30 protein-coding genes and 1 pseudogene are annotated in these 25,440 nt (G+C 57.8%); all 31 read right to left on the bottom strand.

The features are described from left to right. Positions 1 to 3: 3 nt before the first annotated feature. The 31 genes and pseudogenes from mobP3 to B5F54_RS09475 all read right to left on the bottom strand — a co-directional run bounded on the left by mobP3 (position 4) and on the right by B5F54_RS09475 (position 25,350). Positions 4 to 1,962, bottom strand: a complete 1,959-nt coding sequence (mobP3, locus tag B5F54_RS09625; RefSeq protein WP_071430740.1) for a MobP3 family relaxase — start codon at positions 1,960 to 1,962, stop codon at positions 4 to 6. Between the two features lie 3 nt (positions 1,963 to 1,965). Further along, positions 1,966 to 2,370 (bottom strand): hypothetical protein, encoded by a 405-nt coding sequence (locus B5F54_RS09620; RefSeq protein ID WP_071430742.1) that lies wholly within the window; start codon positions 2,368 to 2,370, stop codon positions 1,966 to 1,968. Between the two features lie 310 nt (positions 2,371 to 2,680). Continuing rightward, complete coding sequence (locus B5F54_RS09615) at positions 2,681 to 3,715, bottom strand: hypothetical protein (RefSeq protein ID WP_071430744.1); 1,035 nt, start codon at positions 3,713 to 3,715, stop codon at positions 2,681 to 2,683. Next, the gene (locus tag B5F54_RS09610) at positions 3,712 to 3,969 is read right to left on the bottom strand and encodes a DUF6103 family protein (RefSeq protein WP_071430746.1); all 258 of its coding nucleotides are present in this window, start codon (positions 3,967 to 3,969) and stop codon (positions 3,712 to 3,714) included. Before B5F54_RS09610 ends, B5F54_RS09615 begins: the two co-directional genes overlap by 4 nt. A gap of 14 nt (positions 3,970 to 3,983) precedes the next feature. Next, positions 3,984 to 5,177, bottom strand: coding sequence for a hypothetical protein (locus B5F54_RS09605; protein ID WP_087233696.1), 1,194 nt, complete (start codon positions 5,175 to 5,177; stop codon positions 3,984 to 3,986). Next, positions 5,177 to 7,009 carry a VirB4 family type IV secretion system protein gene (locus B5F54_RS09600; protein ID WP_071430750.1) on the bottom strand — a complete coding sequence of 611 codons (1,833 nt, stop codon included), beginning with the start codon at positions 7,007 to 7,009 and terminating at the stop codon, positions 5,177 to 5,179. The genes B5F54_RS09605 and B5F54_RS09600 overlap by 1 nt, the downstream gene beginning before the upstream one ends. 13 nt (positions 7,010 to 7,022) lie before the next feature. After that, positions 7,023 to 7,604 carry a hypothetical protein gene (locus B5F54_RS09595; protein ID WP_071430752.1) on the bottom strand — a complete coding sequence of 194 codons (582 nt, stop codon included), beginning with the start codon at positions 7,602 to 7,604 and terminating at the stop codon, positions 7,023 to 7,025. Beyond that, positions 7,601 to 8,002: a hypothetical protein gene (locus tag B5F54_RS09590; RefSeq protein WP_071430754.1), complete on the bottom strand. Its 402-nt coding sequence runs from the start codon at positions 8,000 to 8,002 to the stop codon at positions 7,601 to 7,603. The genes B5F54_RS09595 and B5F54_RS09590 overlap by 4 nt, the downstream gene beginning before the upstream one ends. Position 8,003: 1 nt before the next feature. After that, complete coding sequence (locus B5F54_RS09585; protein WP_071430756.1) at positions 8,004 to 8,261, bottom strand: hypothetical protein; 258 nt, start codon at positions 8,259 to 8,261, stop codon at positions 8,004 to 8,006. Positions 8,262 to 8,321: 60 nt separating this feature from the next. Then, positions 8,322 to 8,657, bottom strand: a complete 336-nt coding sequence (locus B5F54_RS09580) for a hypothetical protein (protein WP_071430758.1) — start codon at positions 8,655 to 8,657, stop codon at positions 8,322 to 8,324. Between the two features lie 117 nt (positions 8,658 to 8,774). Further along, positions 8,775 to 10,725 (bottom strand): annotated as a pseudogene (locus tag B5F54_RS09575) (DNA cytosine methyltransferase). 98 nt (positions 10,726 to 10,823) lie between these two features. Beyond that, positions 10,824 to 11,723: a conjugal transfer protein TrbL family protein gene (locus tag B5F54_RS09570; RefSeq protein WP_071430760.1), complete on the bottom strand. Its 900-nt coding sequence runs from the start codon at positions 11,721 to 11,723 to the stop codon at positions 10,824 to 10,826. A gap of 95 nt (positions 11,724 to 11,818) precedes the next feature. Beyond that, on the bottom strand, positions 11,819 to 12,244 hold the full coding sequence (locus B5F54_RS09565) for a hypothetical protein (RefSeq protein ID WP_087233694.1): 426 nt from the start codon (positions 12,242 to 12,244) through the stop codon (positions 11,819 to 11,821). A gap of 9 nt (positions 12,245 to 12,253) precedes the next feature. Further along, positions 12,254 to 12,601 (bottom strand): DUF3852 domain-containing protein, encoded by a 348-nt coding sequence (locus B5F54_RS09560; protein ID WP_087233691.1) that lies wholly within the window; start codon positions 12,599 to 12,601, stop codon positions 12,254 to 12,256. 24 nt (positions 12,602 to 12,625) lie between these two features. Next, the gene (locus B5F54_RS09555; RefSeq protein ID WP_087233688.1) at positions 12,626 to 14,380 is read right to left on the bottom strand and encodes a hypothetical protein; all 1,755 of its coding nucleotides are present in this window, start codon (positions 14,378 to 14,380) and stop codon (positions 12,626 to 12,628) included. A 78-nt stretch (positions 14,381 to 14,458) separates the two neighbouring features. Further along, positions 14,459 to 15,046 (bottom strand): DUF6550 family protein, encoded by a 588-nt coding sequence (locus B5F54_RS09550; RefSeq protein WP_087233685.1) that lies wholly within the window; start codon positions 15,044 to 15,046, stop codon positions 14,459 to 14,461. A gap of 83 nt (positions 15,047 to 15,129) precedes the next feature. Then, positions 15,130 to 15,618 (bottom strand): hypothetical protein, encoded by a 489-nt coding sequence (locus B5F54_RS09545; RefSeq protein WP_087233826.1) that lies wholly within the window; start codon positions 15,616 to 15,618, stop codon positions 15,130 to 15,132. Between the two features lie 131 nt (positions 15,619 to 15,749). Continuing rightward, positions 15,750 to 16,145 carry a DUF4320 family protein gene (locus tag B5F54_RS09540; protein WP_087233682.1) on the bottom strand — a complete coding sequence of 132 codons (396 nt, stop codon included), beginning with the start codon at positions 16,143 to 16,145 and terminating at the stop codon, positions 15,750 to 15,752. Between the two features lie 11 nt (positions 16,146 to 16,156). Beyond that, complete coding sequence (locus B5F54_RS09535; protein ID WP_087233680.1) at positions 16,157 to 17,029, bottom strand: secretion protein F; 873 nt, start codon at positions 17,027 to 17,029, stop codon at positions 16,157 to 16,159. Between the two features lie 4 nt (positions 17,030 to 17,033). Then, positions 17,034 to 17,963 carry a type II secretion system F family protein gene (locus B5F54_RS09530; RefSeq protein WP_087233676.1) on the bottom strand — a complete coding sequence of 310 codons (930 nt, stop codon included), beginning with the start codon at positions 17,961 to 17,963 and terminating at the stop codon, positions 17,034 to 17,036. After that, positions 17,960 to 19,456: a CpaF/VirB11 family protein gene (locus tag B5F54_RS09525; RefSeq protein WP_087233673.1), complete on the bottom strand. Its 1,497-nt coding sequence runs from the start codon at positions 19,454 to 19,456 to the stop codon at positions 17,960 to 17,962. The genes B5F54_RS09530 and B5F54_RS09525 overlap by 4 nt, the downstream gene beginning before the upstream one ends. Next, positions 19,456 to 20,262, bottom strand: a complete 807-nt coding sequence (locus tag B5F54_RS09520) for an AAA family ATPase (protein WP_071430780.1) — start codon at positions 20,260 to 20,262, stop codon at positions 19,456 to 19,458. The genes B5F54_RS09525 and B5F54_RS09520 overlap by 1 nt, the downstream gene beginning before the upstream one ends. Beyond that, entirely contained in the window at positions 20,259 to 21,089 is an 831-nt protein-coding gene (gene cpaB, locus B5F54_RS09515) for a Flp pilus assembly protein CpaB (protein ID WP_071430782.1), read from the bottom strand. Before cpaB ends, B5F54_RS09520 begins: the two co-directional genes overlap by 4 nt. A gap of 10 nt (positions 21,090 to 21,099) precedes the next feature. Then, entirely contained in the window at positions 21,100 to 21,504 is a 405-nt protein-coding gene (locus B5F54_RS09510; protein ID WP_071430784.1) for an A24 family peptidase, read from the bottom strand. Continuing rightward, positions 21,504 to 21,758: a DUF6133 family protein gene (locus B5F54_RS09505; protein WP_071430786.1), complete on the bottom strand. Its 255-nt coding sequence runs from the start codon at positions 21,756 to 21,758 to the stop codon at positions 21,504 to 21,506. Before B5F54_RS09505 ends, B5F54_RS09510 begins: the two co-directional genes overlap by 1 nt. 143 nt (positions 21,759 to 21,901) lie before the next feature. Beyond that, a complete protein-coding gene (locus B5F54_RS09500) occupies positions 21,902 to 22,408 on the bottom strand; it encodes a YodL domain-containing protein (RefSeq protein WP_071430788.1) in 507 nt (168 codons plus the stop codon). 80 nt (positions 22,409 to 22,488) lie between these two features. Then, on the bottom strand, positions 22,489 to 22,848 hold the full coding sequence (locus B5F54_RS09495) for a SpoVG family protein (protein WP_076944460.1): 360 nt from the start codon (positions 22,846 to 22,848) through the stop codon (positions 22,489 to 22,491). Positions 22,849 to 22,870: 22 nt separating this feature from the next. Beyond that, positions 22,871 to 23,596: a DUF3849 domain-containing protein gene (locus B5F54_RS09490; RefSeq protein WP_071430790.1), complete on the bottom strand. Its 726-nt coding sequence runs from the start codon at positions 23,594 to 23,596 to the stop codon at positions 22,871 to 22,873. Further along, positions 23,589 to 24,032 (bottom strand): hypothetical protein, encoded by a 444-nt coding sequence (locus B5F54_RS09485; RefSeq protein WP_071430792.1) that lies wholly within the window; start codon positions 24,030 to 24,032, stop codon positions 23,589 to 23,591. Before B5F54_RS09485 ends, B5F54_RS09490 begins: the two co-directional genes overlap by 8 nt. 2 nt (positions 24,033 to 24,034) lie before the next feature. After that, complete coding sequence (locus B5F54_RS09480; protein ID WP_207738183.1) at positions 24,035 to 25,015, bottom strand: DNA adenine methylase; 981 nt, start codon at positions 25,013 to 25,015, stop codon at positions 24,035 to 24,037. Continuing rightward, complete coding sequence (locus tag B5F54_RS09475) at positions 25,012 to 25,350, bottom strand: hypothetical protein (protein WP_071430794.1); 339 nt, start codon at positions 25,348 to 25,350, stop codon at positions 25,012 to 25,014. Before B5F54_RS09475 ends, B5F54_RS09480 begins: the two co-directional genes overlap by 4 nt. Positions 25,351 to 25,440: the final 90 nt, after the last annotated feature.

Here is a 25,440-nt window from a genome sequence, read left to right as displayed (position 1 = left end):
CTGTTACATGGTCTGCTGATACGACACCTGCTCCTCGTGATCGTCTGCCTTGTGGCCTATGGCCATACGTTTCTCCATCAGGCGTGTGCGCCGTTTGGAGTCAATGCGGATTCCGGCCGGGTTATGAGGCGGTACAGAATTATCCCGGAAGATCCGGCTCATGTGATGGAGCAGCTTGGTTGCCGCCAGCATCACGGACGGATCACGGAACTGGTCGAAGCGGTCGAGGAAGAATTGAGCGTACTGGTTGCCCTGGGCGGCTGAGCGTGTGAACCACTCCCTGGCCTGCTCCCGATCCTGCTCCACATCCCGGCCCAGGAGATACAGCTTGCCCAGGGTATATTGGGCAAAGGAATTTCCCTGTTCGGCGGCAGCGGTCAGGTACTCCAGAGCTTTTCTCACATCCTTCTTTACAGACTCGCCGGCGAGGTAGAGCTTTCCCAAACGATATTGGGCAAACTGGTTTCCATGCCCGGCAGCCTTATCCAGCCAGCGCAATGCCTCCGCTGTGCGTTTCTGAGAAAGGAGCAGTTTCCCAAGGGCGTATTCCGAGAAGTCATTTCCGGCCTCTGCGGACAATCGAAACCACCGCTCGGCTTTTTCATGATCCCGCATGGTGGAGAGGTCGTCCCGGTAGAACTTACCCAGCTGGTGGGCTGCCACCGTATATCCCTCTGCCCAGAGCTGCTCCAGCTCCCGAACCGCTTCCGCGTGTTCCTCATCCAGCGCATAGACATCCTGCAGCACGGATTTGGCGGCACGGTAGCGCTGTGCCTGATCGTATACGCTGGTGGATCGATGTTCCTCCTGTGCTTCCTCCGGCTCAGGCTCGTCCTGCAGTGCTTCATCTTCAAAAGTTGGGAGGCCGAGACGGATGTTCTCGGCCTCCCGGATGATGTCGTTCTTGATTCTGCGAAACTCCCTCTGCTGGGAGAGCGGGAGATGCTCCCGTGGTGTGCGGCTGCCGTAGCACTCGTTCAGCTCGTCCCGGATCTGATTCCAGATTTCGTAGCACTGCGCTACTTCCGGCTGTCGGGACAGCTCATCCACGATGGTGTCCACCAACGCTTTCAGTGGCTTTTTCAAATAGCCATACTGCTTTTTCCCGGTGGTGGTTTCCAGAGCCTGCACCAGCTGGCGCATCTGCTCCTCGATGACGGGGTTGTCGCAGAGCTGGTGATTCATCCTGTGGATCAGCTCCCGCATGGTGTCCTGGGCTGTCTCGACCAGATCTTTGTAGGCTACATCCTTCCGCTCGTAGATCTGATTCATCTCATCCCGGAAGATAGTGTTGGTCAGCTTGGAGCGCATGGCCGCAATGCCTTCTCTGGTCAGGAAGCCCTCCTTGGGATTGTCCGACCAGACCATCATGTGGATATGGGGGTGATGTCCCTCATTGTGGAAGGCTGCGTACCAGCGGAAGTGATCCACCGGTATCCGCATAGCCCTGGCCAGATCCTGTGTGTGCATCATGAGCAGAGTGCGCCACGCATCCGCGTTGTCGTATTCCAGGCGGGCGGCATCTTCCCGGCGCAGGGAGTAGATGATGGTCCACACATTTCCTTCATGGGCCTCCAGCTCGGACATGGCTGCATTCAGGTCAACTGCCGGAGCGGAGCTGAACAGGCCGTGTGCGCCGTGACGCTCCACACGAGGACGGGTGGCAATGTAGGACATGTATCCGCTCTCTGAGTTCATCTCATGAAGGTTTGCATCCAGCGCCATGGTGATGAATGCGGAGGCAGTTCCAAGCGTTGGGGTCTTGCAGTAGTCCTCGTACTCGAACAGCTCCGCAGCATCGGGAAAGTCATGGAGCAGCTTTTGGATCAGCTCCCGCTGGCCTTTGGTAACCGGACCGTTTCCGGACAGCTTCTCCACGCCTTCACGGGTGGCGATGTACTTCATGTACCCGCCGGCCTTGTCCGATTGGATATAGCCGCTTTTCTGTACGAGCTTTGCCATGGGTTACACCGACTTCTGGAAGTCCAGTGCGTCCTTGAAGGAGATGCGCCCGTTGGTGCGCTTCATATCCCGGATGGCTTTTCCGCGCAGGCGCTGGTATTCGCCTTCGTCGATGTCGGTGTCGTAAGCGATGATCTGTCCCAGCACATGGAGATCCACGCCCTGCTTGAACAGGAGCGAGCCCATGCGCCCGGTATAGTAATCCAGTGTGCCGGTCATCATGGCAGAGAGTGCTTCGGGCAGAAAGGCGCCGGCGTTCTTGGTATGCAGATAGCCAAGATAGAATTCCACTGCTTTTTCGATGAACTCACTTTGGGTTCTACAGTTATCTGACCGATAGGTGTCCTCAATCTGCTCCTTCACAGATGGGGTCATCCATACAGTTACCTTCTGTTTTCCTTTTACCATAGTACCTCCTTGTTTGTTGGAACCGCTGTAAAACCCTTGGTACAGCGGCGTTCTCGTAAAATGGAGCGTTCCTGCTGCTGTTTAGGCTCAAAAGGAACGGCCTATCCAAAAGCCTGAAACTGCCCGCACTGCGGGCAGTTGTGAATGGCTCGGCGCACAAGGAGCGTCGGGCCTTTCTCCTGCTTGCCTTTCGTCGGCCTCCACCTCCCTCGAAAAGCGGCACAAACCCCGCCTGTTTCCCCAGGGCGGGGTACTCGGTCGGTCAGCCGCTGAAAGCCGCACACAGCGGCCCACAGGGGGCAACACGGCGCTACATCTGCATCTCCGGGGATGCCGGACTCTGCTCCGACAGATAGTTCGCACTGCACTCCTCCAGACTTTGGCCCCAGTACTCCTGACAGTAGGTGTTCATCCTGGGGAGGAGCAGGGCCTGTTCCTCGGCGCTGAGGCGATACTTGAACGCCTCCTCATCGCCGTTGCCCCGCTGCAGATACACCTCCAGCGTGTCACAGACACGGCGGGCATCCAGATCGTAGTTGGCATAGATGTTCAGCCAGTCATCGTTCTCGGTGGTACAGACGTTGGTTCCGAACACCTCGTCCGCATGGAACGATACTTCCATGTAGAACTCCAGCAGGTTGTCGTTCTGAATAATATCCTCCGCAAAGGAGATGTCCTCTGCGTGGAGCGTCCGGATACCGGTGAGATACTGGGGCTCCGTTTCGTATGTGATCTCTTTTCCCTGCAGACGATCCAGGAAGGTGCGCCACTGTTCGTCCGGTGACGCGGCGCTTTTCTTCGTGGCGAAGTAGACGGCGGTGCTGACATCCTGAATGCGGAATCGCTTCCAGCCGTCCATGATGTTGAGGGCATCGAGGTAGCCGCTGTCCAGGTCAATGTCGAATGCACCGACCACTCTGCCGGTGTTATCCAGCCGCTCCGACACATATGTTTCGAACTGCTCACGGGACAGTTTCTCTCCACGGGGAAACATTTCAGTGAAGTGTGCGGGGGCGTCGCCGTCTGCCTTGCGGATATAGCTGCGAAGGCGTCGGGCAGTTTGCAGGAACTCCATATGTTCTTCCGTCAGGAAGTAGTCGGCACTGCCGCCCTCCGTGACATGGAAAACGGCGAAGCGCCGTGTGGCCTCCCGAGCCTCCTTCTCCGCCTGCTGCTCTGCCCAGAGCTCGTGGCTGATGCGCTCGTACTCCCGCTGAGGAAGCTGGTTGCACATTTCATCAAGGACATTCTCCAGATGCTCCTCCAGCGTTTCATCTTTCAGATGCTTGCTGAGGGCGTCGTACCAACGCTCGTCAATCCAGAGGGTGATGTCTTTGCTGTTCACTGCGACGCCTCCACTTCTTCTGCGGGTTTGGGCGTGACAGGCTTCGGGCTGCGGCGGGACTTGTTCGGAGCAGCGGCGTTTACATCGCTCTCGTCGATGTATTCACGCACCGGAGCGGGCACATATTTTTCATAGAGTTTCACCAGCGCATCCGTCATCTCACGGTCCAGGTCAAGCTCCTTCTTGCCCATGTAGCGTTTGAGCGCCGAGAGCTTCTCCTCATCGAAGGTGATGGTCAGGTTCACTTGTTTCATTGGCACTTCCTTTCTCAGTTGTAGTTGATGTATTCGATCTCCAGCCAGTGGGTCCAGCCGCGGCCTTCCAGCTTGGTCTTGACCACACCGTACTTGGTGCCCATGGCCTCGATGACCTCGCCGTTTCCGATGTAGACGCCGATGTGTCCGTCGTGCCAGACGGCAAGGCCGGGAGTATCCGGCATGGTATCAATGGGACCGGACACCGATGCGGAGTAGTACATCTGGTTTGCTCCCAGGTCGGGCATGCCGTTGGTGGCATAGTCAATGGTGAGGGTTTCGGGATTCAGCCAGCCATAGCCTTTGATGAGACCGACGCAGTCCGTTGTCCGTCCTCCCAGCCAGTTGGCCCGGATGAAGTCTGCGTAGGTACCAACGCCATCCGGATACTGCTCCAACTTATAGGCGAAGAGCGAATCGGTGAGGACACTGCCGTAGGTTCCCCAGACATAACCCCAGCCGGACTCCCAGGCATGGATGGCGTAGGTCACAAGGTCAGCGGCATTCTTGGTGGTGGGATCGGTGAAGGTGGAGATGTCCAGCTCAATGCTGCTCCCATCCCCTCGGAGATACTCGCCGCTGTAGCTGCCGCCACCCACGGCACCGGCTATCATGGTATAGATGTGGTCGATGTTGCTTTTGTCATCCTCCGTGATTGCTCTGCCCAGATGGGCTTCCAGATTGGCGTATGCTTGGTACAGCGAGATCGGCACCGCGACGGTATATTCTTCTTCCTCTGTACTGGTAGTCCCGTCCTCCAGAGTCACTTCCACGGTTCGGGTTCGGGTTTCGGTGGTGTAGAAGCACCCCACGAAGCTGTTCGCCGCCCGTGTGGACGGGGCGTCCTCCCCAAAGCAGAGGGCATAAAAAACAGCCTTGACACGGATGGGGTCAAGGCTGTTGCCGCTGTCCATCTGCCCATTGGCAGAGGACACCGCCGAGTCCAGAAGAGAAAAGGCCGAGCGCATCTCCTCAATGTGATACCGGAACTCCGCAGGGACTTCGGCGGAGAACTCGCCTCCATAGAAGCACGCCTCCACCGAATAGTTGTTGTGTTCTGAACCGCCGGAACCAATGGCGCAGAGCAGGGCGATCAAAAGAATGACCGGTGAAAAGACTGCCACCAGAATCCAGCCCACACCTTTTCGGGTCTTTTCATTGGTGAGGAGCATGGCGGCGGCTTTTGCGATTGCCGCAGGCACAGCCATCAGCGACCACCTGCCGATCCGAAGAGTTTCTCCTTGTAGGACGGAGCATGAACCTCCAGCAGGTATCGCTCATTGCCGCACTTATACAGGCAGACGCCCCTCTGAGGAAACTTGATGAGGTTGTATTCCGACTCCTCCAGCTGAAGCATATCCATGTAGGATCGCTTGTCGATGGAGCCGGCGTTGAACAGGAACTGGTGGGGCGGGATGCTGAACAGGGGCTTTGTCATCTCACGGACGCCTTCCTGGTCAAAGTCCTCCAGATTCTGACTGGCCAGAAGCATGGCGGATTCTTTCTTTCGCACACGCTTCAGGCAGTTGCGGATGTACTCGATAGCAGTGGGGTTGGACAGCCAGATATACAGCTCGTCCAGAGCCGCCACGGTATTGCCCACGGTCAGAAGCTTGTCGGACATGAAGGACAGCACATTGAAGAGCATGGCGTTGCGGACATTCTTGGCGGCACTGAGCATCCTTTTCACGCCGAACACCAGAAAGCGGCTGGAGGTGATGTTGGTGTGTCCGTTGAAGAACTGGGCGTCGGCCCCCTTGCACATGGAGTGCAGGCCAAGCAGCACCTCCTGCAGGAGCTTTTCAGTATAGAGCTGGTGCTGACCGGCATCGTAGTTTTTGAATTCCTGCTCGATGAGGTCGTACAGATCGGAGAGAATGGGATAGTCCTCCGGACGCATCCGGCTGAAGTTGGTGCGCTCGGTGATGCCAAACTTCTGATACAGCTTGGACAGCATGATCTCAATGGTATCGATATGCGCGTCGCTGAAATCCTTATAGGCCCGGAAGAAGTCCTTCAGGAAGGAGATGTGCTGGGCCAGCAGGGTGCTTTTGCGAAAGGCCTCCGGCGCGTCGGTGGCATTGGGATCGCCGCCGTCATCCCAGCACTTGGGTTCCAGCACATTGATGATGTACTGTCCGGCCATGAGGTCGGCGAAGCAGCCGCCCACCGCCTCGCACATCTCCTGCTGTTCGTGTTCGGCGTCCAGGGAAATGATGGACTTGCCGGACTCCAACAGGTTCAGGATAAGCAGCTTCATGAGGTAGGATTTGCCCTGACCGGAGTTGCCCAGGATCAGGATGTTGGCGGAGGTCTTATCCTCGTCCCGCTGGTCGAAGTCCACCAGAATGTTGCTGCCGTATTTGTCTTTGCCAATGTAGAAGCCCTTGGGGTCCAGTTTGCCGGAGTAGTTGAAGGGATAGAGATTTGCCACGCTGGAGGCGGGCAGCACCCGTTCAAACTGGACGCCGAAGGCATTGTGACCGCTGGGATTGACACAGCGGAAGCCCTGCTGCTGGCGGAGCAGGAGCTTGTCGACATTCAGCTTGCTCCGTACCAGCTCCGTCAGCACATCGGTCTGGAGCAGCTTGAGGGTGTTGTAGTCCGAGGCGGTCAGCTCGATATAGACCGCACAGTGGAGCAGCGGCTCACGGTTGCGGTGCATGGCGGCCACCAGGGTCGCCACATCCTGCAGGTTGCTCTCGGCGGTGACCGTCTGCTGCAGGTCATTGGTGTTGGAACTGTTCATGCGGTTTTTGTTGGCTGCGTTCTGGATGATTCGCTTTTCCTCTGCGGGCGTGACCTGCCGGGTGTAGATCCGCAGGGTGATGCCGTCCTTTTCTCCCAGGTGGCGGAGGATGGCCTGCTCGTCCGTGCTGGTGGGGTATTCCCGAAGGGCCCAGACGCAGCGGTAGGTGTTGCCGCAGATGAAGTGGTCCGGCATGAAGCTGACCACTGAGGGAGCGATCATGTCCAGGAAGGACTTGATGTTCGCCTCCTCACGGCCCTGAGGTGCGGGGTTTACTCGTTTCTTTGCCATGGAATTCCTCCCTTTATTCGCCCACAATGACCCAGCGGTCACCGTCGTAGTCCTCGTACTGCTCGGTGGTCACATTCTGCTCGAAGTAGACGCCCAGCATCCGTTTGAGATCCTGCTCGGCGGCCCGGCGGGTGGTGAATCCGTTGTCATTGATGCTCTGCTCGATGCGGCTGAGGTACGGAAACACATCCGTATCCTTTTCCTTCCGCAGCCGGATGATGATATAAAACTCCCGGCTGGAGGCCATCAGCACCTGAATGCGGTCCAGGTGTGTGCTGTCCTGCTCCAGAAGCCTGCGTATGGCAGGGAGCTCCTCGCAGGTCTGCCGTTCCTGATAGAAGGTCTTGTTCCGTTCAAAGGACTCCTTGGAGTTGAGCGCCAGCATCTCGATCTCGGCCTGTCCCTTGACCACATTCAGCAGAGCGTAGATTCTGGCGCTGATGCTGGAGTCCGGCAGGACGCTGATGTTGGTGGGCTTGATGATGAAGAATACCAGGTCGCCCATGCGGGTGGCGATGCAGTAGTCTTTGACGCTGTCGATCCCCATGAGCTGCCGGGTAGACTGGGCCGACTTATCTTTTTTCTTTCTGCTCATACTGTGATCCCTCCTTTGGAAAAGAGCGCCGGAAACAGGCCGGTGCAGCGGATGGTGACGCGGCAGGTCACCGTCTTGGGGTGCTGGCGGAACCAGTATTTTGCCCGGACATTTCTCGCACCATCGCAGCGGGAGCTTTCACACAGGCGTCCGCCCACATAGCTTTTCAGAAGGGCCCGCAGACTGCGGAAGCCGTGATAATATCTGCCGTCCTCACTGCGGCAGCACCACTTGTTTTGGGACTCGTGCCAGAAATACGCATTGTCACACTCCCAGCGTCTGCGTTTCCGGCTCCACCGAAGGGTCAGCGAAGCAGACAGATCTTTTTCTTCGTATCCTTCGGTTTCCTCAAAAGAGAAAGGAGGCGCCGTACCGAACATGGTTTCGTCATAGCTCATATCACATTCTCCATTCATAAAATTGCTGTCTGGTGATCAGGAAGGCCACCGCATACCGGATAAAGTCCAGAATGCTGGTGCCGTCAAACCGGATGCTGAGGAAGGCGTAGACCGCCGTCAGCACCAGCGGAATAAAAATTCCGGTCTGGGTCAGCGCCAGGACGGAGAGCAAAAGCCCTACGCCGATGACGCCCACATCCTTGAGTTCCCAAAGCCACAGCATTGCTTTGGCGGTCAGGTTATCGGGATAGATGTACAGGATAGTTCACCTCCAAGAAAAAAGCCGCCGGGGTTCATTCCCCGGCGTCCATGCGGTATCTCATTCGTTGGTCGTTTCCTCGGTCTGGTTCTGCGCCTCATATTCGGCCAGCGCCTGTTCGATGAGTCCGATGACGAACTCCTTCTGGCTGATCTTCCGGCCGCGCTTCTTTTCGGCGGCGATGAAGTTCTTCAGCCGCTGATCCAGTTCCTCAGAGATTTGGAATGCCAAGGTTTTGGTTGCTGCCATGATCGTTTTTCCTCCTTCGAAGTGTTCTTTGAGTACCAGTTCCACATATTCTCCCAAGGTGCTCAGCGCCAGCTGCTCTTTCTCCGCAATGACCTTGGCGTGGAGGTCTGCGGGAATCATTGCACAGAGATTCTTTTTCGCATTCATGGAGCGTTCTCCTTTCTGTATTTTGCAGGCAAAGCATACTGCACCCAAGGACAAATAGCTATTCACACAACCCAACAAAGAAGCAAGCGTAAACGAAGCAGAAGCAACAAGGCACATTCAGCTTGCCAGAAGCACCAGCGAAATGCCATGGAGAACATAGTCCACGCACGGAATGGCAACGGAATTGCCCAGTGCTTTGTAGCGGGCTGAGTCCGAGGCGCCGGGGATGGCTGTCCAATTGTCCGGGAAGCCCTGAAGGCGCTCACACTCCAGTGGGGTCAGCCTGCGAATCAGCTTTGGCCGGCCTGTCCCTTGCAGCACAAGATCTGTGGCATCCTTATGCTGACGGGCACTCTGGGTGCTGACCACCTCGCCGTCCTTGAACACATCCACCCGCTGCCTGCTGAATACCGCATGGTGGTCGGTTGCGGTCAAGGTATAGGCGATGTCCTGCTGATAGCCGATGCCGTTCCCACCGTTTTTGGGTTGCCTGTCGATGGCGTTGCCGGTGATGCAGAATACCGGTTCCTGCTCTACCAACGGCACATTGTTGCCGCCGGTACCGTACCGTGCGGACATGGTGGGAGCGACCCGATGCGGACCGGTGTAGCGGGAGTCGATGCCGTGGTTCTCATAGACCAGCGGCTGGTGTCCGTGTTCCTGGGCTCGGAGAGTCCCTGTCACATTTTCACTGCATTCCATGACGCTGCCGCCCTGGTCGTTGAGGCACAAAACCGATGGCATGCAGTTCCCGCCAGCGCTGCCCTTCAGCGTGGGGGCGAGTTCTTCGCCATAGCCGATGCCTCCGGCGGATGCTCCTGCACCGGCAGAGAAACCGGCAGTCAGGACGCAAGGGTAGCCCTGTCCGGCCTGACCGCCCCCTGCACTCAGGGATGTATGGCGCTCCGGCGTCAGGAAACAATCGCCGTTGCCCTTGGCCACTACACCTTCCGCAATGAAGGTTTGCTGCTTCATTCCCGGTTGGGCGCCCAAGGCTCCGGCCACATCGTGCAGATCCCGGACTTCATCTCTCTGATTTGCCGCAAAGGCAATCGGCTGGAGCAGACCGTTTCGGCCTGTGGACATCCCGCAGTTTACGCCAAGCGTTGCCGCAACATCGCCGGTCAAATCGCCATTGTACCCATCAAAGCCTTCCACATCATCCTTGTCTGGCTGTGTGACAAAGGTCTGCATTTGCATATTGTTAGTGGCCATTAGGGCGCCGGACACTCCGTGCAGGTTGATACCTTCATCCCTCTGGTTGATATGGTACGCTTCCAACTTGGTGGCGTCGCCGTCCGGTGGAGCGACTCCAGATTGGATTTCCAGCGCCCGTTTGAGCTTCTTGGGGAGCTCTTTTCCTCGCTCAAGGGCCCGGCGCAGGATACCCAGGCAGGCTTTCGGGGTCAAATAGTATTTGTCCGGCGGATCGTCCTGCAAAATCTGCGACAAGGAAGATTCTTTTTCTTCTCTGGGGGACACCCCAGTATTGAGCGTCAAGGCATCGCCACGCCAGGGAGAAATCAGTTCCCAATACGATTCGCCCAGCAGATTCCCAGCGCCCGGTGTCAGGTCGAGGGACTGAAACACCACCGACTTTAATTCGGACGATCTCCTCGAGGACGATCCGGAAGTCCTCTCCTTTGGGAGTTCCGCTGGAGAAGGCTCCGGGAACATTCTCCCACACCATAAATCGAGGTCGTATATAGAGAGCTGTTCTGTTTCGTAATCGTTCTGCATTTCTCATCTCCTTTACAAGTCTGACCTGTTCCATGAACAAGCCGGAGCGCGCGCCGGAGAGACCGGCGCGGTTTCCGGCCACAGACAAGTCCTGACAGGGAGAGCCGCCGCAGATGATGTCCACCGGCGGCAGCTCCGCACCGTCAAGCTTTGTGATATCGCCTACATGGACCATATCGGGAAATCGAAGCCGGGTCACCTCTATCGGGAATGCTTCGATCTCGCTGGCCCACACAGGAACGATGCCGTTGTGAATGGCGGCCAGCGGGAATCCCCCGATCCCGTCAAACAGGCTGCCCATCGTCGGCGCAAGTTTCGCATCGTTCATTTCCGTGCGGACACGAAAATTCACTCGCTCCGCTGCGCCTCCTCTCCCCACACAAGCCGCGGTATCGGGCTTGTGCGGGGGCCCCATGCTGTTTGTTCTCATTTGGCTACCGCCTGAACGATGGTTCTTGTGGTGGAGACTGCGGCCTGGGCGGTGTAGACCGCAGACATGATGTTGGCTCTTGTGGTGGTATCCAGGCCAAAGGCTCCGGCGATACGGGGGATCTCACCGGCGGACAGCATCAGGCCAAGGCCCAGAAGCGCATTATCTTTAAACACCATCAATCCGGCTATCAATATGGTGGATTGCAGGAAAGCGGTCAGGCACAGGCCGATGATCTGCTTGCACCACTGGATGAAGCCGTCGGTATAGCCGCGGGGCACGCTGAACATATAGAGACTGCCTACCGCAATTTGAATCAGAAGGATACCGCCGCGCTTCAGGTTTGCAAAGAATACCTTGATCACCGCATAGGCCATCAGGATAATACAGAACAGCAGCATGATCGGGCTGGTGATGGATGCAAACCCAAAGTATGAGCCGGATGTCATGCCTGTCAGGGAATCCACTCCGCTGAGCGTATCGACAATCTCGGTCGCCACCTCGCCAATGGAGGTCCCATATCCGGTAATTCCGGCGGTGAGGCTGGCCTGCAGCGTGACAGAGAGTTCATAGAGCCGAACCGGCACCACGGTAAACAGGCTTACCGCCATAAAGCCCTTGATGGCGTTGAGGGCGATCTCCTTGACATTTCCTCTGCCGGAGGAGTATTCAATGCCGCATTCAAAGCAGGCCACCACCAGGCCGGTGCCGTAGAGCGCCCAGGCCAGATAGGAGAAAAACAGTACCACGCTCTGCACCCAGCTCATCTCGAACAGCTCAACGCCCATGTTCCCCATCTCGGCAAAGAAGTTCCCGAGGAAGCCCATGACCTGGCCGTAGATCCAATCCACGATCTGACCGAGGATGGTGTCGGCAACAAAATCCCAAATAAACAATGGTTCGTTCACCTCTTTTCGGTGTGAGGCCGCACCAACTGCTTGGGATAAAAGGCCAGGGGCCGTACAGCTGGTACGGCCCCTGGGTCAGTTCTTTACATGGTCTGCTGCCACTGGGGGTCAGCGGTTTGGGCTTGCTCCTGAAACACCTCCAAATAATCCGACACCGCATCCGTGAGCTGCTGGTAGTCCTGGCTGTTTGGATGGTAGACATACCAATCCGCTTTCCCGTAGTCATCCCAGATGTAGGGATTGATCCCATTTCGGAAGTTCGGGTTGCCGGTTTGCTTTTTCCCGAGGATGTCGGAAAGATTCAGAAGCAGCACATCCACCTGGCCTTCGTTCCGATTCAGAATGGAAACGCGAAGGGCATGGTATTGATTTGCGACGATCCCCGTGACGAACTGGATCTTTGCCCGATTCAACTCATCGAGACGCACATAGCAGGCTCGTCCTACATAGGTGGCGTCCGGATACTTTGGGGCAACGATCTTGTGAAGCTCCTGTTCGAAAAAGTTCATATACCCTCCTTAGATTCCAATGATGCTCCAGAGATACATGGGCGCAGTGAGGGTAAACACGAGACAGGCAAACAGGATGGCGGGAGCCGCCCACTCAAACTGACCGGACTTCCGATACTCGAAATAAGCGGTACCCAGCTTGGCAAAGAAGAACACCGCCAGGATCAGGTCAATGGCGGGAAACACCACGTTGTTGACCACAGTCTTGATCTGAGCGGATGCGGTGGTCCAGGTACTCTCCACGGCGCCGGCCACATCCCCGGTCCCTGCGGCAAAGGCCGTGGTTGCCGTCAGGCAGACCATAGCCAGCACCACGATCATCATAACAATCAGGCGTTTGCAGTTATATTTACGCATAGATGAACCTCCATTGTGAGTTTGTTAATTTGCGGGGGCGATATGCCAGTCTTCCCATAGGTCGCCCGAAATCCGAATGGAATCCGTTAGGTTCATGGACAGCATGCCTGCCGGCGTCCAGCAGTCCAGGAGCCAGGTGTACGGCGTATAGCTTCCATCGGGATACCAGATGGGGGTGAAATGGGTCGGCCTGTTATATGTGCTGTAGGGATTATTCTTGAAGGCGAAGGCGGAGCGTTTGCCGCTGACGCTTCGATCCAGAAGCCGCCAGAATCCTTCGTAGTTGAACTCCGGGAAATAGGTCACGGCATTTTGCGCCGCAGTCACGGCAGAGCTCTGGGTCGTGCTGACATTGGCAGTCACAGTCTGCTGGATGCCGTAACCGCTTTTGGCGGTCGTGGCGCTTGCTGTGGGGGACATGCTATCCGGCGTAATGGCCATGGAAGCCGACAGGCTGGCGGAGTAGCCGCTATAATCAAACTCCCACCAGCCCTGATCCTCCCACCAGCCGTTGTCCACCCAGTGGTACCAGCGGTCCGTGTGGGATTTGCCCTCGCTGTCCGTCCACCGATCCGTGTGCCAGCACTTCTCCCAGTTTTCAACCCACACCCAATTTTCCTGCCACCAAGGAGACCAGATGCCCCAAGAGGCGGAGGACACTTCTTCTTTCTCCGGGATATCCGCGAGGGTGAAGGTGTCGTTTCGGTCATCGGCCACGGGATTGGGCGGGTCGTTGCCGTCCAGATCCACGATGTTGGCGGTGATGGTGCTTTGCGCCGTGCCTCCGCCCAACACCCTGACCTGAATGGTGCAGACACAGGGTTCATCGGGGGTATGCCACTTCACCCAGACCAGCTGGCTGTCGCCGTCCGGATAGTAGACATTGCTGACGGTATAGGTGCTGCCTTCGATCACAAACTGCACGGTGACCGGGCTGTCCGGGTCTGACTGCCCGCCGGACACCTCCACCGAGGTAATGACATCGGTGTCCACCCGGTATTCGTAGTCAAACTCATCCACCTCCGGTTCCTCCACCTCATCGTTGAAGCGGACAATGCCGATCCCCAGCGAGGAGATGATCTGCTCGTTACTGACCTTGCTGGTAGTGCTGCCTGACCAGGCGGGATACCCGAGGTCGGCCTCCTCCAGGAAGATAGCGAGCGGGAGATTCTGATGGGTCAGCGATCCCATCCAATAGCGCAAGTTGCCGCTGACCACCTGGTCGTACAAAGCGGCCTCGGTGGCAGTCATAGCGTAGTTGGCGCCGTTATAGACCAGATACGCAATCGGCTCGATGACGATTTTGTAATCGCCGCAGATCAGCGTATCGAAGTCCATCCCCACATATCCAGCGATGGCTCGGATGACCTGTTCATCGGTGAAGTAGCTGCGGATGGCATCAATGCTGGCCGGATAGCTGCCGGAGGAGATGATGCGGGGCAGGCTCTGCGAGGGATTGATATAACTGTAGTTTCCCACTACCGGAGAGAGACTCCGTCCGGCGTTATAGGACAGCTTGCTGACCTTGCCGAAATGGATAACGCCCGATGCGGGTGTTTTGTTGGTCAGATCGATCACATTGCCCACTACGGCATGGCTGTCCACATTGATTACGGATACACGGACGCCATCCATGCCGGGATTCCAATAGCTTGTAGATGTTCCGCTGCCCATGTTGCCGCCACCGCCGTCAATGTTTTCATCTCCAGTTGCGTAGGCAGGTACAGCGATGGACAGCATCAGGACAGCGGAGAGAATAAGAGCAAGGATTCGCTTCACAGGTGCCCTCCTTTCCGATTTTTTCAAATAGAAACGGCGCAGTCACTTCCGACTGCGCCGTTATTGCGGATGAGGGGGTCAATTACCGCCGCCCATCTCGCCAATCTTATTTCCGTTTTCATACATACTGTTGTCCTGAACACCGGTGTTCTCACCACTGTTATCCACGTAGCCGAAGCCGGGTACATAGACCTGACCGGAGCTGTTGGTGCTTCCCGCGGCAGGCTCCGTTTCAGTAGGAGTCACTGTGGGAGTCTCCTCATAGGTGGGCGGCGCCTCATCTTCGGTCTTGCGCTCCTCCTCCGGCACATCCGCTCCGTCGTGGTCATCCGGCAGCGTGGTGGTGCCGGCGGGCGCTTCCGGTTTTTCGGGGGATTCCGGCTTTACGGGATCTGCCTGGATGGTCTGCTCCAGGCCGCTGGAGTCCGCGCCCTGGGCGGGATCGGTTTCGGATGCGTCCGGCGTTTCCACCTTGACATCCAGATCAGTCTGGCCGTTATTGTCGATATCCACATTGGGATCACCGCTCTGGGTGGAGTCATCGGAAACCACACCGGAAGAAATCTCGGCATTGCCGCCGAACCGGGCGGCGATCCCAATGGCTGCCGCAACGCAGAGCAGGCAGCAGACGGCGATGAGGACGATCCTCTTTGTCTTATCTGTCATGGTGTATGCCTCCTTGGTGTATTACTTGTTAATGGGACAATACCACATTTTCATGTGGAAGTCTATTGAAAAGACCGGATGGATCAGAAGAGAGGCACATATTTGGCCTCTGTGTGCAAAGTCATGCTGGCGGCGGGCAAAAGATTCCCCAGAAACCGGACGGGCACCTCCAGATGGATCTCCACCAGCGCGGTATATCCCTCGCTCTGGCCGGAACCGAGGCTGTTATTTTCCAGAACCACGGACAGGTCGGAGATGGTATATTCCACCTCGCCGCCTGAAATTTTCTGATACCCGCCCGCTGTATTTTCCAGGCCGAGCGTTTCAGAGAGCTGGCCGTACACATCACCGGTGTCGATGCTCTCATCCCAGCGGCCTGTGCCGTCCGGATACCAGCCCGCGGCGTATCCCTCGCGGACGGCGTGGTACACATCGTCATAGTTGTCATTAACGGTGGAAATGACCGCCTGCTGCGCGGCCTCCTTTACACCTTGGGCAATGATCCACAGCCGGCTGAACTCGGCAATGGCGCAGAACAGCATCAGCAAGACCAGCACGATAGCAAGGATCATGGGGGTGCCCTCGCCGGAGCGACGGCGAAAGATATGCTTGCATTTCAATGGTTTCACCAACTTTCATCGCGGGCATACGGGCCCGATTATTCCGGCTCCTGGTGCGCGAACTGGGTGCAGCGGCACGCTGCTCACTTCCAATACACCTCCGACTTGCCTGTGGCGGAAGCCGTCAGCGTGATCGGGAACGAGCCAAATCCTCCGAACAGGCCGATATCCGTTTCCAGCTTCAGGGTCACGGTGACCTCGTCATTGAGCTGGATGCGTCCGGTGGTGGACCACCGGATGTCGGGGTCAAGTCCGGTGCTGTCGGTAAGCGCCGCGGCCCGGCGGGTGGTCTCCGTGCCAACCCGGCCGGCGATCTCCGCCTCGCGCACCAGCTCCACGGCATAGGTATCCAGCTGCTGCTTGGTGATATAGACCGGCAGCACACGAACCACCAGCGCCAGCACCAGCATGGCGCACACCACCAGGACGCATACATCGATATAGCCTTCGCCGGAGCGCCGTTTCAGTATTTTTTTCATGGCGACCTCCTTTAGAACAGGCTTCCCAGAGAATTGACGATCTGGTACACGATGATGACGATGTAGGTCATCATGAAGCACATGAGCATGATGAAGCTGAACACCCGAATCTTGGGCGGGATCTTGGCGGCCTTGGCCTTGAGGCGCTGCAGTTCCAATGCCTTCAGATCGTGGGACAGCATCTGGAAGTACATTCGCCCGTCGTCACCCCGCAGGATGCCGATGAGGCCGCGGACGATGTCCGAAATGATGGCGGAGCCCATTCTGGCCTCAAAGCGGATGAGCGCCGCTTCATAGGAGGAGGAACGCATATCCGCCGTCAGCACATCCAGCTCACGACCAAAGTCAGGCCCGGCGTGTTTCTTGTAGTTTTCCAGAATCCGCAGCACATCCCGGCTGGCTGCCAGCTCCTGATGGATGGTGGCGACGAACCGGGGCAGCTCGCCCTCGATCAGCTCCATTCTGGCCTTGACCAGCTCGTCAGCCCGACGGCTCTCCTTGAACCAGGTCAGCACGGCCAGCACCACGATGAGGGGGCTCAGGATGGGCAGGATCAGCAGGCACGGGATGATGCCGAGCAGGATGAGGCAGGGCTTCAGGATCGAATAGGCCGTGTAGACCTGGGGCGTCATATCCAACCCTGCCGCCGTGAGCTTGCTCTCCAGCCGGCGGTATTTGTATTCGTCCATTCGGATCAGCGGCGCCAGCTTCAGCGCCCAGCCGAGAATCAGCGCCTCCAGAGCTTTGACCAGGCTCCGCTCCCTCCGTCCGGCAGAGATGAGCGCCCGTTCCGTGGCCAGTCTGGGAATCTTCAGAAGGTCGGCGAGGACGAAATACAGTCCGGCGGCCAGCGCGGTCCCGAACAGGAATAAAAGTACACCCATTTCCTCACCTCCGATACTCAATAGGCTGGGTCAGCTTCACCACAAAGGCAAAGGACACGAATACGGCTGCGATGCAGACGGCGATGACCATCTGGCCGGGGATGGTGTCCACCAGGGTGTGGTACCAATCGGTGTTGATGAACCGCACCAGCGGGATATTGATCAGCACCAGGATCGCCATGGTGACGAACTCCTTGCGGGGGCCGAAGACCAGATTTTCCAGCTCTCCGTTGACCACTCGCATATCCGACAGCTTGCTGACGATGGGCGTCAGGGTGCTTTTCAGGCTGCGGTCTGTCTGGCACGCCATCACCGCCTCGCACCACTCCTGCCATACCTCGTTGTCGATGGCGTATTTCAGGTCGTGAAGCGCGGCGTCCATGTCCGGGTCGATGTGCTTGATGCGGGTCAGAAACCGCTGAAACACATTTTGCACCGGGTGGTGCAGGTATCGGACATTTTCCTCCACTGCCTGCTGAAAGTTTTCTGTGCGGAGATAGGCGGTAGTGATGACCGACAGCGCCGTTTCCAGCTCTGCGGCCACATCCTTTTTGAAGCCTCCGGCTGTCAGCTTGACATACCAGAACGGAGTCAGCATGAAACCGATGGCCAGCACAGGGACAAGGAATGCGTTCCCGGCGAGAATGGCGATGCAGGCGCCCAGGGCAAACAGCACCAGGGAGGCCATGCACACCATGGGAAACTTCCCCTCACGCCCGGATGCGGCCAGCACCGCCTGGGCTTCCGTGATCTCCCGGCGGAAGAAGCCGGCCTTTTTTCGCTTGGTCGTCTCGTTGATATCCGCCCGGATGCTGCCGGGAGCAGCAGTCAGCCGGGAGAAGATGCTGTCGCTCATTTCTGCGGGGGAGATCCCCAGCACCATAAAAAGCCCGGCAATCATGCCAATGCAGGCGATCAGTTGGATCATTGTCATGCAGTTTCCTCCTTTCTCTGGATGAACTGCTCCAGCTCACCGCGGGGCATACCGTTCTCGATAAAGCGGCGCTGCAGGCTCTCGGACATCTCCTCGCACTTCTGGTGGTGTCCCTCAATGATGAACCGGTCGCCCTCCAGACGGTTTTCGGTGATGTTGTACTCATAGAGCTTGTGAAGCCGTCGGCTCCCATCCGGCAGGATCTCGCACTCGGAGATGTTGGTGATGCGGCGCTCCTTGTTCTCCAGCTGGCGGCAGTAGACCACAATGGGATATGCCTCGGTGACATAGCCCATGAGCGTATCGTCAGGGGTGTCCACGGCCCGCTTGCACAGGGATACCATGCGGCGATAGGTGCCCTCGCTGGAGCTGGAATGGATGGTGGTGAGAACGGCCACGCCCACGCGGGCGGCCTCCTGGGCAGCATTAGCCTCCGGGCCTCGCATCTCGCCCACGGCGATGATGTCGGGATTGAAGCGAAGGGCGATGTCCAGCAGTGCAATCTGGTCGATGCGCTGCCGCTCGTTCTCGCTGTCGCGGGTCTGGGTGTGGACGACGGAGTTGACCACCCTGCCGTTCTGCTCCCGGATGAGCTGAAGCTCACGGGAGCCGTCCTCGATGGTGAAGATCCGCTTGCGGTCAGGGATGGTGGACAGGAGCCAGCCCGCCACGGTAGTCTTGCCGGAGCTGGTCGCGCCTGCCACACAGATGGACACGCCATAGCGCAGGCAGGCGGACAGAAAGTCCAGCATTTCCTCCGTAGCGGTTCCGCTGCCCACAAAGTCCTCCTTGGTCAGATTCTTGGGATTGACGATTCGGATGGAGGCCGCAACACCTGCGTCCTCGTCCAGCACGGGGGTCTTAATGACCGAAACACGGATGTTTTTGGCCAGACGGGAGGTGATGATGGGACTGGCGTTGTCCAGCACCTTGCCGGAGTTCTGCAGCATACGGCGGATGACATTGGCCGCATGGTCCGGCGAGTCAAAGTGTTCCTCCAGCTTGACGGTGCGGCCGTCGGAATATTGGATCTCGATGTCCCGCCAGGAATTGATGTCGATCTCCTCGATGCCGTCTGCAAAGATGTACTTGGTGAGGAAACCGTATTCGGCCATTTCCGTGTACAGAGCGTCCACCAGCTCGCCCTGCGTCATGCCGTCCACAGCCATTCGGTTGTCCTGCAGATACCGGGCGATGCGGCGCTTCATCTGCTCCTTGGCCTCATCCCCGCTGTCGGTAATCAGGGTGGCATAGGCGCCGGAGAGGTAGGACTGCACCTGACTGAGTACCTCCCCGAAGGGCATCCCCTCGGCCTGGGGAGCGAAGAAGACTTCGCTTGCCTTGGGGGCGACCTTGGCTTCCGCAAAGATGGACCGTCCGGTATCCTCCTCAAAGGCGATATCATGCACCTCGGCCGGTTCTGGCCTGGCTTCCACCGGGGCGGCGACCGGGTGCGCAGCAAATATGGAATTGCTTCTCTTGTCGCCAAGCATCAGAACACCTCCTTGCAGATTTTCTCGATCTCCCGGCGAAACGCCTTGCTGTCCTTCATGGAGAGGTCATTCAGGAGCGTCCCCTCCAGATACTGCTCCTCCAGTTCCTGAGAGTACGGCAGCTTGAAAGCAACGCTGCCCAGCACTTGACCGATACGGTCGGCAGCCTGCAGAGGCTTGATATTGGACGCAGCTTTATACTGCTTGTCCTCGTCCCAGTGCAGTTCCCGGAGGAGCGGGAGCTGGCTGGACAGGTACCCGATGGACTTCAGATCGCAGTTGGCCAGCCGGAGGACGCTGTCGGCCTCCATGAGCGCCACGGCGGAGAGGATGTCATTGGCGATATAGCTGGAGCAGTCGATGACCACATAGGGGGCGATCTCACGCAGACCGCGGATGAGTTCCTCGGCCTGCTGCTTGGTGCAGGCCGCGTAGGTATACTCGTTCTCGCCCTTTCGCAGCCCCAGTATGGTCAGATAGGACAGCTTTTTGTGGGTGGTCAGGTTGTGCTTGATGAGGTTGACGGAGATGCGCTGGGCCGCAAAGATGCTGCCCAGGGATTTATCGCACTCCAGCTCGGAGGGCGGGCAGATGCAGGGCATCATGGGGGCGGTCATGTCACAGAGCAGCAGCGCCACATTTTTCTTCTGGGAGGCCAGATGCTTTGCGATCTTCACCGCGGTAACCGTTTTACCGCAGCCGGGGCTTCCCCACACGGCGAGAACGCCACCGCCGGACTCCACAACAGGTTCCAGTTCCTCCGGCTCCGTGTTTCGACGAAACAGGCTTCCTTTGATGAAGTTCATTCTCCAGCCGCCTCGCTCTCTGCGGCAGGATCAGCGCCCTCGCTTTCCTCGGTTTCAGCGCTTTCCGCATTTTCAGCGCCCTCCGCCGCCTCAGCCTCCGGCTCGGCGTACAGTTCCTCGATCAGAGCGTCCTGCGCCGCGATAAATTCATCGGCATTCTCAGGTGCGCCGCGGTAGACCAGGGCCAGATGCAGCTCGCTTTCCTGTTCCAGTCCGGCCAGCACCTTGGCCTGCTCGGTGGTCACCAGAAGCGTTACGGTAGAGGGAAGCTCTTTTTCATCCTCAACAGCCTCGCCGGTGTTGGCGTCGTAACCGGAGGAAGCGGTGACGGAGATGACCTCTACATACTGCAGCTCAGGCGGGATCACGGTTTCGCCCATACCCTTGTAGTCGGCCACAAGGACGGAGACGATGTCTCCGCTCTCCAGCTTGCCGGAAAGGCCGGTGGCAAAGCTCTTGATAGTGACCGAGATGGCCTGTTTGTTCCCGTCCAGACTGTACAGATAGGCGTTCTCAGCGGCGGGCTCATAGGAGAGCTTGCTGTCCAGAATGTAGTCGCCCATCTTCAGGTCGGCGGTGGCATACTTGCCAATGACGTCATCCTTGTCTGTCATAATGCCGGAGGGCAGGTTATAAGCGCCCACCTCCACGGTCTGCACCATCTCGGCGGTGATCTCGTCGCCCTCCTTGATGTCGGCGGTGACGCGGACGATTTCAGTCTTCTCGCTGGCGCTGCGGCTGAACAGGGGCGTCACCCCAAAGCAGATGAGGAGCGCAAGAAGGATACACAGCACACCGACCACGGTGCGGTTGCGAAAGATTTTCATATGAGCCTCCTTATAAGAAATATGCGGGGATGAAAGCCACCGCGAAATACGGAACCAGCGGCTGCTTTGCCGATGCGCCCTCCCGCAGTGCCGGGATCACCCGCATGGCAAAGGAAACGAAAAGGAGCGCAGCGGCCATAAGACACAAGCCGGTGATTACCCGGTCAACTCCCAGAACAAATCCAACGGCGGCGGCTAACCGCCAATCGCCGCCCCCCATCAGGCCGAGACCTGCACAGAGGTAAAATGGGGCCATTGCCAGCAGCGCCCCCAAAAGGGAGGCGGGGCTGATGGTGATCAGCCCCGCCGCAGCAATGATGATACAGACGATGTCGCAGACCGTTCTGGTTTTCAGGTCATCCACGGCGGCATAGATGAGACCGCCGCAGAAGACCAGTGCCTGTACCCAGAGCATCAGCCCGCGTAGTTGAACATCTCCTGAATCCGCTGGGTGACGGTGGGCATGACGGTGTCGTCCAGCACAGCGTACAGACCGGCCAGCACCAGGGCGCCCAGAACGACGGCGATCAGCACCTTGACGGCGGTATCGATGTAGCCCTCGCCGGCGTTGCCGCTGACAGCCCGGCTGTGGAAGGCGGCGATGGAAGACTTGTAGCTGGCGGCGGTGGTCTTGGCGGTGTTGGCGATGTTCTTAAACAGCTTCTTCATGAAAAATACCTCCTGTAAGTAAATCAATTTTGATTGTTTGTGGATGGCTTGATGATGTAGGTTCGGTCACAGTCTTCCTGATGCGGGAGGGCTGCGGCTACGCCCTGACAAGGTAAAGGCCGGACGATGGGCAAACGTCCGGCCTACATGGTCATTTCAATACATTCTGCTTGCTCCTGACTCTGGCTGAACTGGATGGGACGAAAGCCCACCCGGTCGCAGTAATAAAACTCGCTGCCGGAAGCGTCGTAAAGCTCCACCACATCGGACAGTGCCATTCGGTATCCCCGGTATCCGGGAGGAGGGCTATCCCTGCAGATGGCATAGATCCGCTCCAGATCATTGGTTCCCAGATTCCCTTCGAATACCTGGGTATAGTTGCCGGCATCCGGTTCTCCGAACTTTTTGACCAGATCCTCATATCCGATGAAACGCATGGTGACATCCACATCTTTTCGGAGCTGCCAGATGCGGCAGCCCTTCTGCGGCTGACCCAGCTCCTCACCGGGTACCTCACCGGCAGTCAGGCGGTCGAATACGCCCTCCTCCCACTGGGGAGCCAGGTTCATTCTGGCCAGATAACGGGACAGCTCATCGGTCTGGAACATTTCGTCCACAACGGCGGTGCTGTCCTTTACATAGCCCACCATATTGCCATAGAAGATCAGGCGGTTTTGGTTGTCTACTGTGAAACGAATCAGGGTGCATCACCTCCTTCCGGACAACCGGTTTACATCTGCTGACTCATAGCCTGCTCGGGAGCGTCGCTTTTCTGCTCCTGCTGCTCCTGGAGCTTCTGCTCGTAAGCGTCGTTGACCGCCTCCACCAGCGCGGTCCGTGCCTCGGCGGTAATGGCGTGGAAGGTGTCGTTGTATTTGGTTTCGCCATTTTTCTTGTAGGACTCCTGGGGCATGGAGATGAAGCGCCCCTTGTCGGACTCAATGACCCGGATGCCGTGGACGGCAAAGGCGCCGCCGATGGTGGCGCTGGCATAGGCTTTGGTCTTGAAGTCCCCATCCACCATACGGTCGATTCGCGCCTCCACCTGGGGCGTGGGGGTTTCCTGCTGCTTTTTCTTCTGTGTTGCCATGTGACAAATCTCCTTTCTTTCTTTACATGGATGGATGACTCATTTCGAGACCGGCGGGCGATTCCTGCCGGAGTTGCTCCAGCCGCTCTCTGGCCCAGTCGGGCAGATGCTCCTCCCGGAGAATGCCGATAAAGTCGCTGCGGTTCCAGCGTGTCTGCTCTCCATCGCCAAGACAGGTGGCGTATACCGCTCTGCCTGCGGCGGTGGGGACGCAGCCAAAGCCGCCGGTGGCCAGCCAGAGCTGATTTTCCGGCGCCCAGCAGGACTCCTTCAGTGTGAACGGACTCATGACCAGCACCTTGCCCTCCAGATTTTGGCCGGTCATATCGTCGCACTGGGAGCCGGTGAACAGCTTCAGCTCTGCCTGTGCCTTGCGGAAGTCGTTGACGAAGCCGTCCAGCACGGCGGGGTGGCTCTCCACGGTAAACTCATAATTGCGGTCGCTGGGCGGGATGAAGGTGGAGGCGGCCCACGCTTTGTTTTGCGGGCTGAATCGTCCGTCGTACTGCTTTTGCTGAAGCGTGGCGGACAGCACCCACCCCACACGTTTGAATCCGAAATTATCGATGACACTTCTGGCGCAGTCACGGTCCAGGTGCATCCCATCAAAGCCCCGGCGGATGGATTCCTCGATGGCCTGCTTACAGGCGATGTTCTCCAAGTGGCTTGCCCGCCAGAGGGCCACCTCGTTTTGCCGTTTGGCCTCGGCGAAGGAACTGAGATAGAGGTAGGCGTGGTCTTTAGTCATTGGCTTTCCCACTTTCAAGGATCGCCTTGGTCAGCGCATCGCTCCATGTGGTCTTGTGGTCATCGGATACCACCAGAACAGCGCCGTCCACGCTGAACACACAGAGGTTATCGTACAGGATGCCGGCATCCGCAAAGGCTTCGGCGGGGATGGGGAGCATATCTTCATCGCAGCCGTGGCAGCCGTCGCACATATCCCCATCGTCCTCCTGGGCCTCCCAGTCGGCCAGCATATCCTCCATCAGGCTGTGGGCCAGTCGCAGCAGAGTTGTCGTGGCGGCAGCCTTCTCCGCAGGCTCCATCTCCTGCTTGAGCAGGACGATGGCGTTTTCCAGGGTGTGCAGCTCCAGCGTTTCCTCCCTGTCCAGCCCGCTTAAGGTCAGGGCGGCGGGCTGGATGACGGCCTTGCCGTCGCTTGTGTACTTGATAAATGTCATGTTCATTCCTCCTGTTTGAGTTCTTTTGTGGGTTCATGGATCAGGGTGTATTTTCCCTCCTCCTCATCCGCGGCAGACAGGTTGAAAAGGTTGAGCTGCCAATGCCTTGCGGAATTGTGGCGGCGGGGGTCGTAATTGGTGATGACGATCTCCTCATACTCGCTTCCGGCCTTCTGCGACATGCTGTTGGGGCGAGTGGTGTGGAAGATGTAAAACTCCTTGTACAGCTCCACGATGAAGGGGCAGTAGTTGTAGGACACCATCACATACCCCTGGCACTCCAGAAGGGCGTCGTGGAGGCGCTGATGATCTTCCTTGGGAAACACCGCCGCATAACAGTCCTCCGCATCGTAATAGGGCGGATCAAAATACAGAAATGCGTCTGGCCGGTCGTACTGACGGGCGACCTCCACACAGTCCTTGTTTTCGATGACGACATTTGCCAGCCTGCGGGAGCACTCCCAAATCAGGTAGAAGAAACGGCGGATGTCGCAGGATTTTCCGGCAAAGGACTTGGCACCGCCGCTGAAGCTGTATCGGATCAGCTTGAAAAAGTCGGCGGCCCGCCGCACATCGCCGCGAGGCGCCCGTTCCAGCATCATCCTTCGGATGGTCTCGGCATCCGGCGGCTCCAGATACCGCTCCGTCAGCTCCATCTCCTCGTCCAGATAGTCATCGGTGAATTCCTCTTTGGAGAAGAACTTATACAGCACATTGAAATCGTCGCGTGTATTCAGCGGCAGAAAACCCAACTCCAGCAGAAGCGCCATGGTCCTGTTTTTGACACAGCAGAACAGGTTGGTCAGGTCACTGTTGAAGTCGTTGTAGACCTCCATACATCCCGGCTGGATGGGGCGGCTCAGGGTCACTGTGCCGCTGCCGCCGAACACATCAATAAACCGGGAATACCGCGAGGGAGACAGCTTTCGGATCAGCCACAGCAGCTTGCTTTTACCGCCCACCCAGGGGATGAAGCTTTTCAAGCGGTATCACCGCCCTCCAGCGGAAGGGATATCTGTCCGCTGTCGATGGATTGCTCCAGCGCCTTGGTGAGACCGCGTTCCGCGTGGGCGATCTTCTTGATCCGGCTCCGGAGCTGCCGGATCGTTCTGCGCAGTTCTTCCTCAGTACCGGCGTAATAATAGCCGGAAGCCGAGCTGCAGATGGGGACGCCATCCCCACGCAGGCTGTTGATCAACCGGCGCAGGTCGGGGCCGCGGATCTGGAAAGCTGCCTCCAGCTCCCGGCTGGATACGACCCTTTCCGCTCCCTTGTGATAGGTCTTCAGGTACGCAGCGATGGGGTTTGTCGTGGTCATGCGGGCTCCTTTCCGGGGCTGTCACCCGAAAAGAGCGCAAAAAATCAGGGGCCGTTTGTCCCTTTCGGGTAACGGCCCCTGTGGTGTTCA

The sequence above is a fragment of the Anaeromassilibacillus sp. An250 genome, assembly GCF_002159845.1.
Classification (GTDB): domain Bacteria; phylum Bacillota; class Clostridia; order Oscillospirales; family Acutalibacteraceae; genus Anaeromassilibacillus; species Anaeromassilibacillus stercoravium.
The sequence above is the reverse complement of the archived record's forward strand: the minus strand, read 5'-3'. Positions and strand labels throughout refer to the sequence as shown.